This is a genomic window from Microcoleus sp. (assembly GCF_041354475.1).
Lineage (GTDB): Bacteria > Cyanobacteriota > Cyanobacteriia > Cyanobacteriales > Microcoleaceae > Microcoleus.
In genome coordinates this window covers 107,195-122,872 of record NZ_JBGJZU010000001.1, presented here as the reverse complement: position 1 = coordinate 122,872, position 15,678 = coordinate 107,195, and the positions used below count along the sequence as shown (strand labels likewise).

Sequence of the window (15,678 nt, the reverse complement as noted above, 5' to 3'; positions counted from 1 at the left end):
AAGCTAGGGAAAGGCAAAATTAGTCTGAGCAAACGCTGTAACGATTTAGATAGGGAGCGAAGGAGTCTAATGACTGTAAAAGCAAGTGGCGGAAGTTCAGTTGCGCGTCCGCAACTATATCAAACTGTACCGGTCGCAACAATTTCGCAAGCAGAACAGCAAGACCGCTTTTTACAGCGGGGTGAACTCAGCGAATTGGCGAGTTATTTCAGTTCCGGGGCCTTGCGGATCGATATTTCCGCAACTCTGACCAAAAACTCGGAATTGATCGTATCCCGTGCAGCCAACCGGATTTTTACCGGGGGTTCCCCGCTGGCTTTCTTGGAAAGACCAGCAGAACCTGTGATGGCTATGGCTGGGGCGACTCGTGGCGGTACTGCAACGGTCTCTGAAGGCATGAAACTGGGAACTGTTACCTACGTTGAAGGTCGCGCTGGTGGCAGCAATGGCGGTGGCGGTGGATTCTTGGGACTGGGAAATCTGTTTTCTGGTAACGGTGGCTACAGCGGCCCAATTCCCCCAGGATTTCAGCCGATCAATGTCTCGCGCTACGGCCCTGGGAACATGACTAAATCCCTGCGGGATTTGAGCTGGTTTCTGCGTTATATCACCTACGCGATCGTCGCAGGCGACCCGAATATCATTTCGGTGAACGTCCGCGGATTGCGGGAAATTATCGAAAATGCTTGCTCGTCGGCGGCGACAATTGTGGCAATGCAGGAAATGAAGTCAGCTTCTTTGAGCTATTTCAAAAAGGATAGCGAAGCTGCTGCGATCGTCGGACAATATTTTGACGTCGCTATTACCGAATTCAAAGCCCCCACGCCTTCACCGAAGGTGCGTCAGCGCGAAACCAACGACCAGCAAGGGCTGCAATTGCCTCAAATCTACTTCAACGCAGCGGAAAATCGGGCGAAATTCGTCATGAAGACCGGTCTGTCGTCGGGTGAAAAGATTGAGGTCATCAAGGCGGCTTATCGCCAAGTTTTTGAGCGGGATATCAGCCGCGCCTACAGCCAAAGCATTTCTGACTTGGAATCCAAGGTCAAAAATGGCGAAATCTCGATGAAAGAGTTTATTCGCCGCCTTGGCAAATCTCCTCTGTACCGTCAGCAATTTTTCGAGCCATTTGTCAACAGCCGTGCTGTGGAATTGGCCGCACGTCACTTCCTTGGTCGCGGTTTGAGTTCGCGGGAGGAGTTTAGCAAGTATTTTGCGATCGTCAGTAAAGGCGGTTTGGCAGCCCTGGTAGATGCCATGGTCTATTCTCAGGAATATGCCGACTACTTCGGTGAAGAAACGGTGCCTTACCTGCGTGGTTTGGGCCAAGAAGCTCAGGAATGTCGCAACTGGGGCCCACAAATTGATTTGTTCAATTTCAGTGCTCCTTTCCGCAAGGTGCCTCAGTTCATCACCTTGTTCGCTGGCTACACTCAGCCTCTCCCAGACCAGCACGTTTATGGTGTGGGTAATGACCCGCTGGAAATTCAGTTCGGTGCGATTTTCCCGAAAGAAACTCGCAATCCTAAGAACCGTCCAGCTCCTTTTGGTAAAGACACTCGTCGTATCCTGATTCATCAAGGTGCGGGGATTGATAATCAATTGAGCAACCCAGGTGCTCGTGGTAAGGCTCCTGGTTCTCTTGGACCCAAGGTCTTTAAATTAGACCAGTTACCAAGCAATTATGTAGCTTCCAAGAAAACTGCTCGCGGTGTCTCTAGCAGCTACAGCAATGCTTCCAGCGTTAAATTTACGGAAAGTTCGACTCAAGCGGTGATTCGGGCTGCTTATCTGCAAGTGTTTGGTCGCGATGTGTTCGATGGCCAGCGCCAAAAGGTGGCAGAAATTAAGCTGGAAAATGGCGACATTCCGATGCGCGAGTTTATTCGGATGTTGGCCAAGTCCGATGTGTTCCGGAATATGTACTGGAGCAAGTTTTACGTTTGTAAGGCGATCGAGTATATTCACCGCCGACTCCTGGGCCGCCCTACCTATGGCCGTCAGGAAATGAATGCTTACTTTGACATTTGCGCTAAGAAGGGTTTCTACGCGCTGGTCGATAGCATCATGGACAGTCTGGAATACAACGAAGCTTTTGGGGAAGATACTGTGCCCTATGAGCGCTATCTGACTCCGGCTGGTTTGTCGATGCGGACGATGCGATCGAGTTCCTTTGGTGAGAAAAAGGTCAATGTTGAGCCGACAGCAGAAACTCCTCGGTTTATTGAATTGGGCACTGCGAGTGATGCTGGAGATCTTCAGTTGCAAAGTCGGATTGCTCAAGGTGTCAGCAAGCGCCGCGAACAAACTAAGGTGTTCAAGCTGACGACTACTTCGGACAAGGTAGCTTTGAAAACTTTAATTCAAGCTGCTTACCGTCAAGTTTTTGAACGCGATTTGAATCCTTACGTTGTGAAGAATGAATTCACGGCGCTGGAAAGCAAACTTGGCAACAATGAAATCAACCTCAAAGAGTTCATTGAATGTTTAGGTTGCTCGCCACTTTACGTGAAACAGTTCTATGCACCTTATCCAAATACTAAGGTGATTGAGTTGGGTACGAAGCACTTCTTGGGCCGTGCTCCTCTGAATCAAGCAGAGATTCGGACTTATAACCAAATCTTGGCAAGTAAAGGGATTAAGGGCTTTATCAACGCGATGTTACTCACCGTTGAATATGCTGAGGCTTTTGGTGAGGATACTGTTCCTTATCGTCGCTTCCCGACTTTACCGGCTGCTAATTTCCCGAATACTGAAAGGCTGTACAACCAGTTGACTAAGCAGAATGGTGAGATTGTGGTTCCGAGTTTTGAGCCAGCGACTGCTACCGACAGAAGCTAGATTGATTTGAGATGTGAGATGTTAAATTAGCTTGAATTTAACATCTCACATTAGGGGATGGGCTGGTGTATTTACCAGCCCTTTTTGATTGCTTATATCGTTTCTGGTTGTATCGGAATTATTAAACCACAGAGAACACAGAGGACACAGAGAAAGAGAAGAGAGAAATCATAATTCCGATGTCAACGGATTTGGTATGATTCCCCTAGCTGAAAGAAACAAGACTAATCTCCAAATCCCCTAGCCTTCAAGTGTTTTTCCCAACTAAAACTGGAACTCAGAAAAAATCTTTTAGTATATAAGTATCCTAAGCGATACAGTTTAGCCTTGCGATCGCCATCCAGGTTAAAGTGAGTCGCCGTCACCTCAGCTTCAGTCACGTCAATATTAATTACCCTACCTTTATCCATCTCCCGCTGGTGATACCTGTCTCTGGCTTTCATCATGGTGGTGAACATTGCCGACAACATCGACACGGGACTGTTAATATTAACTTGATTCTCAATACCAGTATCAATTAATCGAAACCCAAAGGTAAACCAGCGTGGGGGTACGGGAGTTGCACCGGATTGTTTGTCATAAATCCACAGCGGGAAATTACTCAAAATTCCTCCGTCTACAATTATGTCATTCCCCAGTTTTCCTGGTTCAAAAAATAGCGGAATACTCATGGACAAGCGCACGGCTTCAGCTACGCTAAAATCTTCAGCACTTTTGAGTCGCAACTGTTCGTACAAAGCATCAGCATCCGCCGAGTCTCTCCGCTGTAAATCGTCGGGAATTACCAACATTTCACCACGACTAAGGTTGGATATTACTACTTTTAATTCTCGGTCTTTTACCTGTTGTTTGACATCAGCAAAAGTTCGTAAATCACCTTTGGCTAGGGTGGATTCCAGCCACTGTCGGAAAGGTAAGGAGGAGTATTCTCCCATCTGGCGACTAATTGTTAGGAAAAGTAAGGTCCATACTGGAGATTGCAAGTCGTCTGCTGGGTCGCCATTTAAAATTAGAGGGCTGTTTTTTTTGCTGAGAAATATGCTATAATCAAGCTGTCCTAGTAATTCTTCTAAGTCATCGATTGACAAGTCTGTAGCCAAAACTGCTGCGGTAATTGCACCGGCAGATGTGCCGGCTAATTTGCGCCACCGGATACCCAAATCGTTGCAGCATCTGAGGGCTCCTAAAAAGGCAATTCCTCGCACGCCACCACCTTCAAAAATGCCGTCGGCATAGATTTGACCCTTGTCGTCGGGAGGTGGAAATTTGCTGAGAATTTTTTGTTTTTCGGCGGGGGAAATCCTGACACCTGGTTCTTGAAGAATTTGCTGGGGATACCACTTGTTCATGGGAAATACCTCGGATTGATTTTAAATGTGAGTTTTGAGATTGACATTTATTATTGATTTTGGTCAGCCTTCATGGCTTCTTTGACTTGTTCTTGAATTTGCGATCGCACTTGTTCGTAAGCTACGGAGGCGCACCAAGGGCGCAGAGACAAAATAGTGGAATCGGGAGTAATCTCAGCCACCAAACAAGTAGGGGGCGGATTGTCCAAAACTAGGGGATGAGATTGGACAATTTCTAATAACTCGGTTACAGTTGGACGGATGGGGCGATCGCCAATATCAATCTTCAAGTCCACCCGCCTAGTCCCCATTGCCGTGGTATTTTTCAGGGTACCATCAAATAACTTATTGTTGGGTACAATTATTTTGACATGATCGTCTGTCACTAAGGTGGTGGAAAAAATGCCGATCGCATCTACAACTCCTTTAACCTCCCCACCTTCGATGGCGTCTCCCACTTCAAAAGGACGTAAACTAATCAACATCACCCCAGCAGCAAAGTGTGATAAAGTATTTTGCCAAGCCAAACCAATCGCCAAACCAGCAGCACCCACCACAGCAACCACACTGGTAGTTTGAATTCCCAACTGACTCAAAGTGGCGATGACTCCGACTACTAAAATCGTAATTTCAGCAGCTTGGACTAAAAATTTGCGTAACGTGGCTTCAGTGCGACTCAGGGCTCGGCGAGTCACGCGCCCCGCAATCCCGATCGCAAACCGCGTCATTAACAAAATGCCAATAGCCCACAGCAGCTTAGGGACAATATCAAACCCCAATTCTATGAATTTTTTGGAAAGTTCTTGGGCGACTTGCAGGGCTTGAATTCTTTCTGTATCTAGTTGGGAATAGAAGGTTTGGGCTATTACTTGAAATTTGGCGATCGCTATCATATTAATTTGTTATTGGTTGTTGGTTATTGGTTATATTGTTGACGGTTGCATCGGAATGATTTAACCACAGAGAACACAGAGAACACAGAGAGAGCGGAGAGAAATGAATAATTCCAATGAAGACAGGAATTGATATTATATCGTTTCCGGCTGCATCGGAATGATTTAACCGCAGAGAACACAGAGGACACAGAGGGAGAGAATAGAGATCTGAATCATTCAGATGCTACCGGATTTGATATTATTTGTTGTTTTGTAGTTTATTCTAATAACCAATAACCAACAACAAATAATTATGATGCTGCTACGCGCGGCAATCTGTGTTTAAAACCGCATAGAATTTCCCAGGAAATGGTTCCTAAAATCCCTGCCCAATCATCAGCGCTAATTTCATTTCCTCCATCTTTACCCAACAAAGTCACCACTTCACCGACTTCTAGATCGGGAATAGAACTCACATCCAGCATTAATTGATCCATAGTCACTGCCCCCACTTGTGGCACAAAACTACCCCGGATTAATACCTTCATTTTATTAGAAAGATTGCGCGGAATGCCATCAGCATAACCGATGCCAACTACCGCAATTTGCGTCTGTTGCTGAGCGACAAATTGATGGCCGTAACTGACACCAGTTCCGGCTGCTATTGTTTTCACCTGTGTCACCCTAGCTTTTACCTGCATGACGGGTTTTAAATTAGCCACATTTTGTAAATGAGGTGCTGGATAAAGCCCGTAATTAGCTAAACCAACTCGGACTAAATCGTAATGCAAGTTTGGGTTAGCCAGGGTAGCAGCCGAGTTTGCTAAGTGCAGGCGATCGGGATTAATTCCTGCTATCTTAAGTTGGGCGATCGCCCGTTCAAAATTCTCCTGTTGTTCTAGCATAATAGTTGGGTCTGGACTATCTGCTGTCGCCAAGTGAGAGTAAACACTAGCCAATTTTAAATGAGGTAAACTCTGGATTAACTGCAAAAATTCTGTGGCCTCTTGCCAAGGTGTACCCAAGCGAGACATTCCCGTATCTAACTTAGCATGAACCGGTACAGATTGATGGAGAGTAGCGAGAACTTCCGAAAATATGAGAGCTTGTTTGACAGTACAAATAGTCGGCTGCAAGTGCCAATGGGCGATCGCTTTTACTTGTTCTGTAGTATAAGTGGCCCCCAGCACCAAAATCGGCGCTGTAATCCCCGCTTCTCGCAACTCAATTCCCTCTGGAATTGTCGCCACTCCCAGCCAACTAGCACCAGCTTGCAAAACTGTTTGACTAACTGCGATCGCACCGTGTCCATAAGCATCAGCTTTCACCACAGCCATCAGTTGCGATCGGGGAGATAAAATATTTTTAAGCTGTTTTACATTGTGAGTTAAAGCTGCTAAATCAATTTCTACCCAAGCCCGCTGGCAAAGTCCACCGTAACCATCGGAAAGTAAATTCGGCGGACATTCTTTAGGCAATGCTTCTGCCGATGTTTGTTCCCTATTCAACATGATTAATCACTCCAACTTCCTCACACTATTAAAATTTTTTCTCAATTCCGCAGGCGATACCTCTGCCATAAATATTGTAGAACAGACCCCCTTCGACTACGTGGCGGTTAAGAACTCAGCTTTGCCAAAGGCTAGTCGAAGGATCGAAGTGGTCAGCATCCCTAGCGTGTTCTTAACAGACTTTTCGGGAGATGCCTATTATAAACTTTTCCAGTTTATCATTTCGATCGATGTTAATTGGTGTATCATATCACCAAAACCACTGAGTCAAAACTATGGACGGACTAGCCTACCTGCACTTAGCAGAAACCTGGGAAACCCCTCCCAGCAAAACTCCAGGAAAAAACTCAACAACGCACCTGAATTTAGCCTCTACTCCTTTGCTATGCTTGCTCCTGGCTTTAAGCATTATTAACTACTTAGTAAATCCCGCACTAGCCATCAAAAAAGGAGATTCAGGCCCGGAAGTTACCGAACTCCAGAAAACTCTCCAAGACGCAGGATATTTTCGTAGCCCACCCACAGGATTTTACGGTTCTGTAACTCAAGCTGCCGTGAAAAAGTTCCAAACAGAAAACAATCTCAAAGTAGACGGAATTGTCGGTCCAAAAACCTTGGCTGCACTGAAAGTTAAGCCCGAAGCTACAGTCCCAGAATCGGCGGCGCAAAAAACACCAAATCCCGATCGCCCACAACCCGACTCTATCGCCCCAAAAAATCCAGACGAATTACAATCGCCTACCAAACAGCAGTCCGAAAAAAATACCACCAAACCACAAGCTTTCCCATCACCTACAGCCCCGGAAAATCCAAATAAATTAGAAGATTCTAACTCCAATAATTCACCCAAAAGACCGATATTTTCTAATCCATTTTTACCCCCATTTATGGTGGAAACTCCCCCACCGCAAGTAGCTCCCAAAAAGCTGATTCGTCCCCGTCCCAAAAGCCAGGGGAAAATGACCTTGAAAAAAACGATTTACGGTAGCATATCCCCGAAATCAATTGTTTATTCAGGTGCTGGTCTGTTTTTTGCTCAAAACATGATGTACAGCCACACAATCACAGTCTACGATCGCAACTTTAAATTAGTCAAGACCATTCCCGATCGCGTAAACTTATCAAAGTTTGGTTTTTCCAAATTCAAGGGTAATTATCAAGGCGCTCCGGTGGAAGCTGCTTTTTCAAATGATGGCAAATATGCCTATATATCAAACTATCAAATGTATGGTGCTGGCTTTGACAATCCCGGTAGTGACAGATGTTCTCCCGCCGCCAAACATGACGAAAGTTTCATGTACCGCATCAATACCCAAACTCTCAAAATAGAAAAAGTAATTTCTGTAGGTGCTGTACCGAAATTCAATGCTGTTTCCCCCGATAATCGGCTGGTGCTGGCGAGTAATTGGTGTAGTTGGGATTTAAGCGTAGTTGACACTCAGAAAAACAGCGAAATTGAGCGGGTAAAATTGGGAGCCTATCCTCGCGGTATTGTGGTCACTCCTGACTCGAAAACCGCCTATGTTGCTGTCATGGGTTCCGCCGATATTGCCAAGGTTAATCTCAGAGATTTTTCGGTAAATTGGTTACGAAATGTTGGTAGTTCGCCCCGTCATTTGGTAATAGACCCCAACGGCAAGTATCTTTATGCTACTTTGAATGGTGAAGGAAATGTCGCAAAAATTAGCCTGGATTCTGGTGAAGTTGTGGACAAAGTTTCGAGTGGTAGTCAGCCTCGCAGCATGACAATTTCTGATGACGGGAAACTGATTTACGTAGTTAACTATTCTTCCAATACTGTCAGCAAGATTAGCACCGGAGATATGAAAGTTTTGCAAACAGTGAATGTGAATTCAAGTCCCATAGGCATTACCTACGATCCGCAAACTAATCAGGTTTGGGTGGCTTGTTATTCTGGTAGTATCATGGTTTTTCAAGATTGATCTCAAATCCTATCTTCATTCTAGGTAATATAGCAGTCCTTGCAGGAGTCGTAAAGTTTTTTACCCCACCCCAACCCTCCCCTTACTAAGAGGAGGGAGCAAGAAATTCAAAAATGATTTAGGATTGGTATAAAAAACAAACAGATGAATTTTAGGGTGGGGTAGGCTAGAAGCCTAGGGAGCATCCTGATTTTGCATAGGCGAAGCATGACCGCAGACAATTTATTCGTGATAACCAGAGATTTACAGCCGTCAGGCGAAAGCCCCTACGAATATATTTGCAAAACACAGATGCACCCGAAGCCTACCCCACCATAAAATTTACTTCAACACCTTGGAACGCCGCACAACATACTGAGAAGATTTAGCTGGTACTTTCCCTTTTTTTGCCATAGCTTGGTAAAGCATGACCGCTACTTCTGCGCGAGTTGCTGTTGTATTTGGCCTCAAAAGTTGGCGCTTCGGATAGTTGACAATAAGACCTGCTTCCGTAGCTGCTGCTACTTGGTCAACAGCCCATTTAGGTATTTTTTGTTTGTCGGTATAAAACTGTAAAGTTTTGGTCGTTGTCTTTGATGGTTTCAGATTCAAGCCGCTAGCCAGAGATGCGATTACTTCCACACGGGGAACTGGTTTTTCAGGACGGAACTCCTGGTTTGGGTATCCTTTTAAGTATCCTGTCTTGACGCTGTAGTCGATGAAAGGAGCAGCCGGATTGCCGGATTCGATATCTTTAAAATCAACTGCTTTGCGACGCGGTTCTTGATCGGACATTTGCTTAATTAATCGCGCTAGTTCCGCTCGCGTTATTGGTTCGTCGGGACGAAATTTGTTGTCTGTGACATCTGAAAAAATTTGCCGATCGACTAATGCTAAAATAAATGGACGGGCCCAATGCTGATCTGGAACATCGGACAATTTGACCGGACCGATTTTTCCTTTAGCTGGTTTAGGTTTGGTAATTATCGGAGCCGGAGTCGAGGGCACAATTGCCTGTTCGGGAAGAACGCTAGCTGGAGGGACAATCACAGGAATTGGCACAATAACTTGCGGTAATGGTGCAACACCAGTTCCCGGAGAGGGGGAGGGAATGACTTGGACTGGGGGGGATGGCAGATCCGAACTAGACGGCGGGGGCGTTAAGATTGTGGGGCGATCGGACACAGCAGCAGGTTGAGAGAATACCGCTGGAAATTGCCAATTGGTAATACCGAATTGACTGGGTTTTTTCCCTATTACCCAAAATAAAATTCCACCCACAGTGCCGAAGGCGACTAGGATCGCAATTAATTCATCCAATCCGAGAGGTCTTTTTTCCCTTGATGGAGGTTGTGAAGAAGACATAATTATCACCTACATATCTATAGATATGCTAAGCTACTATCCCAATCTAAAATCTAAAATCTAAAGTCTATCTAAAATCTCAAATAAAACTATGGCTACCTGGCTTTGCGTAAAACAGTGCGGTGCTTGTTGTTACCTCGACCCCACAGAGCGCCCTGACTTAGACGAGTATTTATCAGAGGAAGAATTGGGACTCTACTTGAGCCTCGTAGGTGATGACGGTTGGTGTGTCAACTTTGACAAAGAAACGCGAGAGTGCGGAATTTATGCCGATCGCCCGCGCTTTTGTCGTGTAGACTCAGAGGTGTTTGAGGATATGTACGGTATTGAGCCTGCTGAGTTGAACGATTTTGCGATCGACTGCTGCTTAGAGCATATTGAAGACCTTTATGGCGATCGATCTTTAGAGATGATCCGCTTCCAGCAACAAGTCGGAAGTATCGCCCATCCTCAAAACTGATAGTGTAATCCCACCAATCAATAATCTATTTCGCCACCTTCAGGTAGATCTGTAACCAAAAGCATTCAATGGATAGCTGCGCCCTAGTCTGGTTACAATGAAAAAATCAAGGAAATATCGCCTAGTTGAGTTGAAAAATGAGCAATCGAGACGGTTTTACAGGCGGATTTATTGCAGGTGCCGCAGTTGGTGGCTTGGTGGGTGCTGTTTTGGGGGCGGTGCTATCGAGACGCGCTGCTGAGGCATTCCTGGCGGACCCCTCAGAGTCCAAGTCCATCAAGGGAAGCAAGGGCAAAAGCAGCCAAATGGAAGCCCAACGCATGGAAGTAGCAAGGCTGAGTTTAGAAGATAAAATTTCCCAACTCAATCAGGCCATCGATGATGTGCGACTCGAAATCCGTGACGTGAATGGCAACGTACAGCACACCAGCCAAAGTTCTTTAGCTGAAGATTCCTGAATCAATTTCAGGTTGCTTAGCATAACCAAAAGCAATTGGCTAGCAGCCCCCGGATTGATCCGTGGGGTCAATTCTACAATCCTCAATCTAGAATCCAACAGCGAAAATCGCTTCACTGCGCCAATTATGCTAAACTAAAACTCAAAGCTTTTCTAAACTTTACTCAACATCAAGCAAAATTTATGAGTTATTCAATAGGGCTTTTGGCAACCACCCTGTCATCATTTCTGCAAATCTATTTCGTTCTCATGATTATTCGGGTGCTGTTAAGCTGGTTTCCCAACATCAATTGGTATGACCCTCCTTTTTCGATTTTGAGTCAGTTAACAGACCCTTACCTTAATTTATTTCGCTCAATAATCCCCCCCCTAGGAGGTATTGACTTTTCTCCCCTGATTGCCTTTTTTGTCCTTCAGTTCGGCTCGGAATTCTTGATCGGTCTTTTAAGCAACTTGCAAACAGCACTTTAGCTAATTAAGTCGAGTTCCAATAATAGAATAATTATAAACCCGACTTTTTTCAGAAGTCGGGTTTATATTTTTAGCGACGCACCACACCAGTAAAACCAGTAGCTTTAAACTGTTTGAGTTTCAAAGGAGTTGGTTGATTAGCCGCCACGGAGATTCTAAGCTGAAAATCGCTGACTCCGGGAGGAACTTCTTCGATGGACCCCAAACGAGTCCGATTCTGCATCACCGGGTTGTCATCGGCATCATAAATTCGACCGAAAATATCAGCATTAACAACAGGTTTACCGCTGGTATTTTCAGCTTTACCAGTAATTAAAAAACAGTTAGCTTCCATGGAACTGCCACTAGAGACGGTTCCTTCTGCCATTTCTGCCGGACATTCGCGATAGGAAAGATCCGATAGTTTAATTTGTGTCAGCGCCCAAGCTGGTGGAGTGAATGCTAAACTAAAAATTCCGATCAGGCAAGTAGCGAAAAACAGGCTGATAGCTCTAAATTTCATAGGTGGCAACGCCAGTATATTTTAAATCTCAGCTTAGCGCGAATTCCGTAGCAAATTGCTAGTTAATCTAAGCCCAAATGCTTTCGCAAGGCGAGGCGCATGACTTCTACGGGGACTGATTCTGTCTCCAGCCAAATTTTTAAGGCGGCGGCTCCTTGTTGAACTAACATGGGGAGTCCATCAATGACTTGGGCTCCGCGAAGTTGGGCATCTTTGAGAAATTGAGTAGGGCTGGGGTTGTAAATTAAATCATAGGCGATCGCACCTGGGGAAATTTGGTCGATCGCAGCTAACGGAATCGGCGACTTTTCTCCGTGGGGATACATCCCCACCGGAGTCGTGTTGACTAGCAAATCTGCCTGAGAAATTAACCTTGACAAATTATCCCAAGTATGAACCTGCAAAGATTTGACAGGTATAGGAGAATCAACCCAACTCTGCTGAAATTCGGCCAAATTTTGCTGCTGGCGCCCCACAACATGAATCTGGGCACAGCCCAATTGAGCACAGCCGGCCACCACCGCTCTCGCCGCGCCCCCATTTCCCAAAATTACGGCTACTTTCTGACTCCAATCGGACTCCCCCCTAGCCCCCCCTTGGTCAGGGGAGTGAGAGGATTCGGCAGTCATATTGCCACTTTCTAAGGCAGATTTCACCTCTGTAGCCCCCCCTTGGTAAGGGGAGTGAGAGGATTCGGCAGTCCTATTGCCACTTTCTAAGGCAGATTTCACCTCTGTAGCCCCCCCTTGGTAAGGGGGGGTTGGGGGGGGTTGCAGCGGGGCGAGAAAGCCTTCCACATCTGTATTTGTACCGCACCAACCTTTGTCAGTTCGGTATACGGTATTGACAGCACCGATCGCACGAGCAATGGGAGAAACCTCGGACAACAGGGGTAAGATTGCTTGTTTGTGGGGAATGGTGATGCTAAATCCCCGCAAGCCGATCGCCTCAAAGCCTAAAAGAGCAGCTTTTAGATCCTCTGGTTTTACCGGAAATGCTAGGTAAACAAAATCGACTCCCAAATGGGAAATCGCAGCATTGTGCATCACCGGTGACAGAGAATGGGCGATCGGATCACCAATCACTCCCAACAATTTAGTAGTACCTTTAATCATTTTTTGAATTGACGGTTGACTGTGAGCTATTAGCTGTCAACCATCAACTGTCAAGCATCAACCGTCAACTGTCAACTCTTTGGCGTCAGCCAAAATTGGGTTGACATCAAACCAATAATCGTCACCATAACGGTACTCAAATACCCACAGGCTGCGCAACAAAATTTGATATTTAGTTTCTCCGCTGACTGTTTTGGCTGAGGATACTTGCTTCAACAGTTCCCACTCATCAGGCTCGATCGCCAAAGTGAGTTGATGACGCCGCTGAACAATTACCTTTTCCAAGGTTTCCCTAGAAAGCGGTGGATCTTCTCTCTGGAGACAACCATAAAGTAGTTGCAGCAAATTACGGACGTGTCCGCCACTAACTCGACAGAGGCGATCGAGGGTTTCGGGAGAATCAAAAATCTTACCAATCAAAGCATAGCGTTCGTTTTCCTGCACCATGGGGAAAGCGCGAGCCAACACCATCTGGCGCAACAACTCTACACCCTCTGTACACTCAGAACCATCGCGACTATGTACCGGGACCATTGGTAACACCTTGGGATCGACCCCAAACCGATTGGTCAACTGACCCAAATCGTTAGAAAATATCAACACCAAAGGAATGGTATAAACTACGTGACAATTGAGTCTGGCCAACTGTTCGCCGCGATCGACAAACAGATATTCCGGCTGAAGTCGTCCTGTGGGCTTAGCGCACAAATGTATGCGATCGAGATTATCAATAATCACCACCAGGCCTCGTTTTCCCCGACTTTTGAGAGCTTGAGTAGCTGGTTCCAGCAACTCCTTATTCAGAGCATCCAAAATTACATTAGTTCGCGGCTCCAAATATTGCCTCAACTCCGATCGCAAATTCGGAGAATCCTTAGCTTTGGCAGTAATTTTACCAATACCAAAAGCCAAAGAAAATTCTCCCTCCGTACTCGCACTTATTTCCCCCACACCCGGAAAATTTGCGTCAGCTTTCAGATCGATTTGAGTTTGAAAAACATCTGCCACCCCCTTCAGCAAAGCCTTAAAACCTGTCGGTTGCAGCTTAATTTTTAGTTTCTCAATACTTTCGCTCACCTGACGAGCCACACTCAATAAAATGTCAGTTATATCCACATCTGCCATATCCAAGTCCTTGCTAGACTCAAAGTAGACTACGTGAAACCCCTGATGTTCCAATTCAGATTGGAGCCGTAACAATTCTGTAGATTTACCGCAGCCAATGTGCCCAGTGAATAATTGGCAAGTGGGTTCGTCAGGGGATAGACGGCTGATAGTCCGCTCCAATTGTTCTACGATTGTGCCACCCCTAACCGAAGAGAATTCGATGTAATATTTTTTGTCTTCTGAATTTGCTACTGCGATGGTGTAGCTGGGATTGCAAACCTTATAAAATCTCTGTAAATCTAGTTCCATACCCTGTCCACTCAAATTTATATTATACCCTAATACCTTATTCATTTCGCTATCTTAATTATCAGCCCAAATTGCGAATTTATTCTCATGTTTTTAGATGGGCGATTTTAATATTTCTCCCCCAAATTAATCCGTGCAGTAGAAAAAAACTGCTTTCGACCACATAAAAATCACTGACGAAGATTTGGCGATAATGTTCTCGAAGGGCATGGCTTATTTTAGTACAGTTAGTGAATCAAAAAAGCAGGTACTAAGTAAACCCACTTTAAAAAAATAGAAGATCCAGAAACCAGACTGAGTAAAAAAGTCTGGTTTCTCACACCAAAGGATTTTACGTTTAATAGACATCTGCCAAAAAGCCTGTCAAGGGGAGGCAAGATTCCTACCTACCATCATTTTAGGAGATTTCTAATATCGCATCTGGCTGGCTTATGGGAAATCTGAAAGACAGTTGCCCAAAATCCAACGGATGTTAGAACTTTACAAATTTCAATAGACTTCTCTGAAACAGTCAAGAACAGGAATCCTGCCTGTGCCACAGGAATTATGGGAGAGCAATAAATGCTGAAATCTAGACAGGGTAAGCGATTTAGGAATTTTTGAATTAGGGGTTGCCACAGCCATAATCTGTGTGCTATCATTAGTTACTGTCATCGAGGAGAGGTGGCTGAGTGGTCGAAAGCGGCAGATTGCTAATCTGTTAAGGGTGTTAACATCCTTCGAGGGTTCAAATCCCTCCCTCTCCGTTTAGTATCTAATAGCTTCAAGCTCTAGGAACCAGATTGAGTAACTGGGGATGTGCTTTCCCCCTAAATAACGGGATATGCAGAGGTGGTGCGTAGGGAGCATCCCTATTTTGTATTGGCTATAGCATTCCCGCAGAAAATTTATTAGCTCACGCCAGAGATTTACAGCGGTCATGCTTCGCCCCTACGAATATATTGGCAAAATTGAGATGCACCCAGTGGGTAATATCGTTTCCGGCTGCATCGGAATGATTTAACCACCTCGGTATCGGTTTTAGCTTTACTTGTGTCGATTTTCCTTTAAAGAGGTAGAAAAGTTTGTGGCTGTTGACTCAGAAATGGCTTCAAGTCGCTGTTTTTCTGACAAGTCAATTGCGTTGGTTTATGACGCATATTTGTTACTTTTAAGTGATGATGTCAGTTTCTCGGCTAAATACGGACAAGTAATTTTCGACAAAGCTTTCATCTTTGGAATTGATATCGACGGAAACTTTTTGATGCTAACCGCAGAACAAGTCGGAACTGTAAAAAAAGAATTAGTTCTTGGTTCCAAAGCAGGGGGTATGTTTTTGGAGGTTTGGTTGGACGCGGAATAGCAGCATAGTTGTCAAATAGTCACTAAAAAACCCCCTAGAAATAAACCTAGGG

13 protein-coding genes and 1 tRNA gene are annotated in these 15,678 nt (G+C 45.2%); 7 read left to right on the top strand and 7 right to left on the bottom strand.

Annotated features, from left to right (window positions below):
- Positions 1 to 69: 69 nt before the first annotated feature.
- Positions 70 to 2,841 (top strand): phycobilisome rod-core linker polypeptide, encoded by a 2,772-nt coding sequence (locus ACBR23_RS00445; RefSeq protein WP_371113766.1) that lies wholly within the window; start codon positions 70 to 72, stop codon positions 2,839 to 2,841.
- Positions 2,842 to 3,065: 224 nt separating this feature from the next.
- Here the strand turns inward: ACBR23_RS00445 and ACBR23_RS00440 are convergent, their stop codons facing one another.
- The 3 genes from ACBR23_RS00440 to alr form a co-directional block, all read right to left on the bottom strand.
- A complete protein-coding gene (locus ACBR23_RS00440) occupies positions 3,066 to 4,190 on the bottom strand; it encodes a patatin-like phospholipase family protein (RefSeq protein WP_371113767.1) in 1,125 nt (374 codons plus the stop codon).
- Between the two features lie 50 nt (positions 4,191 to 4,240).
- A complete protein-coding gene (locus ACBR23_RS00435; protein WP_371113768.1) occupies positions 4,241 to 5,083 on the bottom strand; it encodes a mechanosensitive ion channel family protein in 843 nt (280 codons plus the stop codon).
- A gap of 293 nt (positions 5,084 to 5,376) precedes the next feature.
- The gene (gene alr / locus ACBR23_RS00430) at positions 5,377 to 6,576 is read right to left on the bottom strand and encodes an alanine racemase (RefSeq protein ID WP_371113769.1); all 1,200 of its coding nucleotides are present in this window, start codon (positions 6,574 to 6,576) and stop codon (positions 5,377 to 5,379) included.
- A gap of 275 nt (positions 6,577 to 6,851) precedes the next feature.
- Between alr and ACBR23_RS00425 the strand changes: the two genes are divergently transcribed.
- Complete coding sequence (locus tag ACBR23_RS00425; protein WP_371113770.1) at positions 6,852 to 8,519, top strand: peptidoglycan-binding protein; 1,668 nt, start codon at positions 6,852 to 6,854, stop codon at positions 8,517 to 8,519.
- Positions 8,520 to 8,840: 321 nt separating this feature from the next.
- On the opposite strand, the gene ACBR23_RS00420 is transcribed toward ACBR23_RS00425, so the two are convergent.
- The gene (locus tag ACBR23_RS00420) at positions 8,841 to 9,863 is read right to left on the bottom strand and encodes an S-layer homology domain-containing protein (RefSeq protein WP_371113771.1); all 1,023 of its coding nucleotides are present in this window, start codon (positions 9,861 to 9,863) and stop codon (positions 8,841 to 8,843) included.
- Between the two features lie 91 nt (positions 9,864 to 9,954).
- On the opposite strand from ACBR23_RS00420, the gene ACBR23_RS00415 reads away from it, so the two are divergent.
- From ACBR23_RS00415 to ACBR23_RS00405, 3 genes are all read left to right on the top strand, one after another.
- Complete coding sequence (locus ACBR23_RS00415; protein WP_341731422.1) at positions 9,955 to 10,323, top strand: YkgJ family cysteine cluster protein; 369 nt, start codon at positions 9,955 to 9,957, stop codon at positions 10,321 to 10,323.
- Positions 10,324 to 10,460: 137 nt separating this feature from the next.
- On the top strand, positions 10,461 to 10,781 hold the full coding sequence (locus ACBR23_RS00410) for a hypothetical protein (RefSeq protein ID WP_371113772.1): 321 nt from the start codon (positions 10,461 to 10,463) through the stop codon (positions 10,779 to 10,781).
- 182 nt (positions 10,782 to 10,963) lie between these two features.
- Entirely contained in the window at positions 10,964 to 11,251 is a 288-nt protein-coding gene (locus ACBR23_RS00405) for a YggT family protein (protein ID WP_340524505.1), read from the top strand.
- 70 nt (positions 11,252 to 11,321) lie between these two features.
- Here the strand turns inward: ACBR23_RS00405 and ACBR23_RS00400 are convergent, their stop codons facing one another.
- From ACBR23_RS00400 to ACBR23_RS00390, 3 genes are all read right to left on the bottom strand, one after another.
- Complete coding sequence (locus ACBR23_RS00400) at positions 11,322 to 11,753, bottom strand: hypothetical protein (protein ID WP_341735807.1); 432 nt, start codon at positions 11,751 to 11,753, stop codon at positions 11,322 to 11,324.
- A 62-nt stretch (positions 11,754 to 11,815) separates the two neighbouring features.
- Entirely contained in the window at positions 11,816 to 12,868 is a 1,053-nt protein-coding gene (locus tag ACBR23_RS00395; RefSeq protein ID WP_371118331.1) for a shikimate dehydrogenase, read from the bottom strand.
- 57 nt (positions 12,869 to 12,925) lie between these two features.
- Positions 12,926 to 14,284 (bottom strand): P-loop NTPase fold protein, encoded by a 1,359-nt coding sequence (locus ACBR23_RS00390; protein ID WP_371118330.1) that lies wholly within the window; start codon positions 14,282 to 14,284, stop codon positions 12,926 to 12,928.
- A 657-nt stretch (positions 14,285 to 14,941) separates the two neighbouring features.
- On the opposite strand from ACBR23_RS00390, the gene ACBR23_RS00385 reads away from it, so the two are divergent.
- Together ACBR23_RS00385 and ACBR23_RS00380 are read left to right on the top strand one after the other, a co-directional pair.
- Positions 14,942 to 15,030 (top strand) — tRNA-Ser (locus ACBR23_RS00385).
- 320 nt (positions 15,031 to 15,350) lie between these two features.
- Positions 15,351 to 15,626, top strand: coding sequence for a hypothetical protein (locus ACBR23_RS00380; RefSeq protein WP_371113773.1), 276 nt, complete (start codon positions 15,351 to 15,353; stop codon positions 15,624 to 15,626).
- Positions 15,627 to 15,678 lie beyond the last annotated feature (52 nt).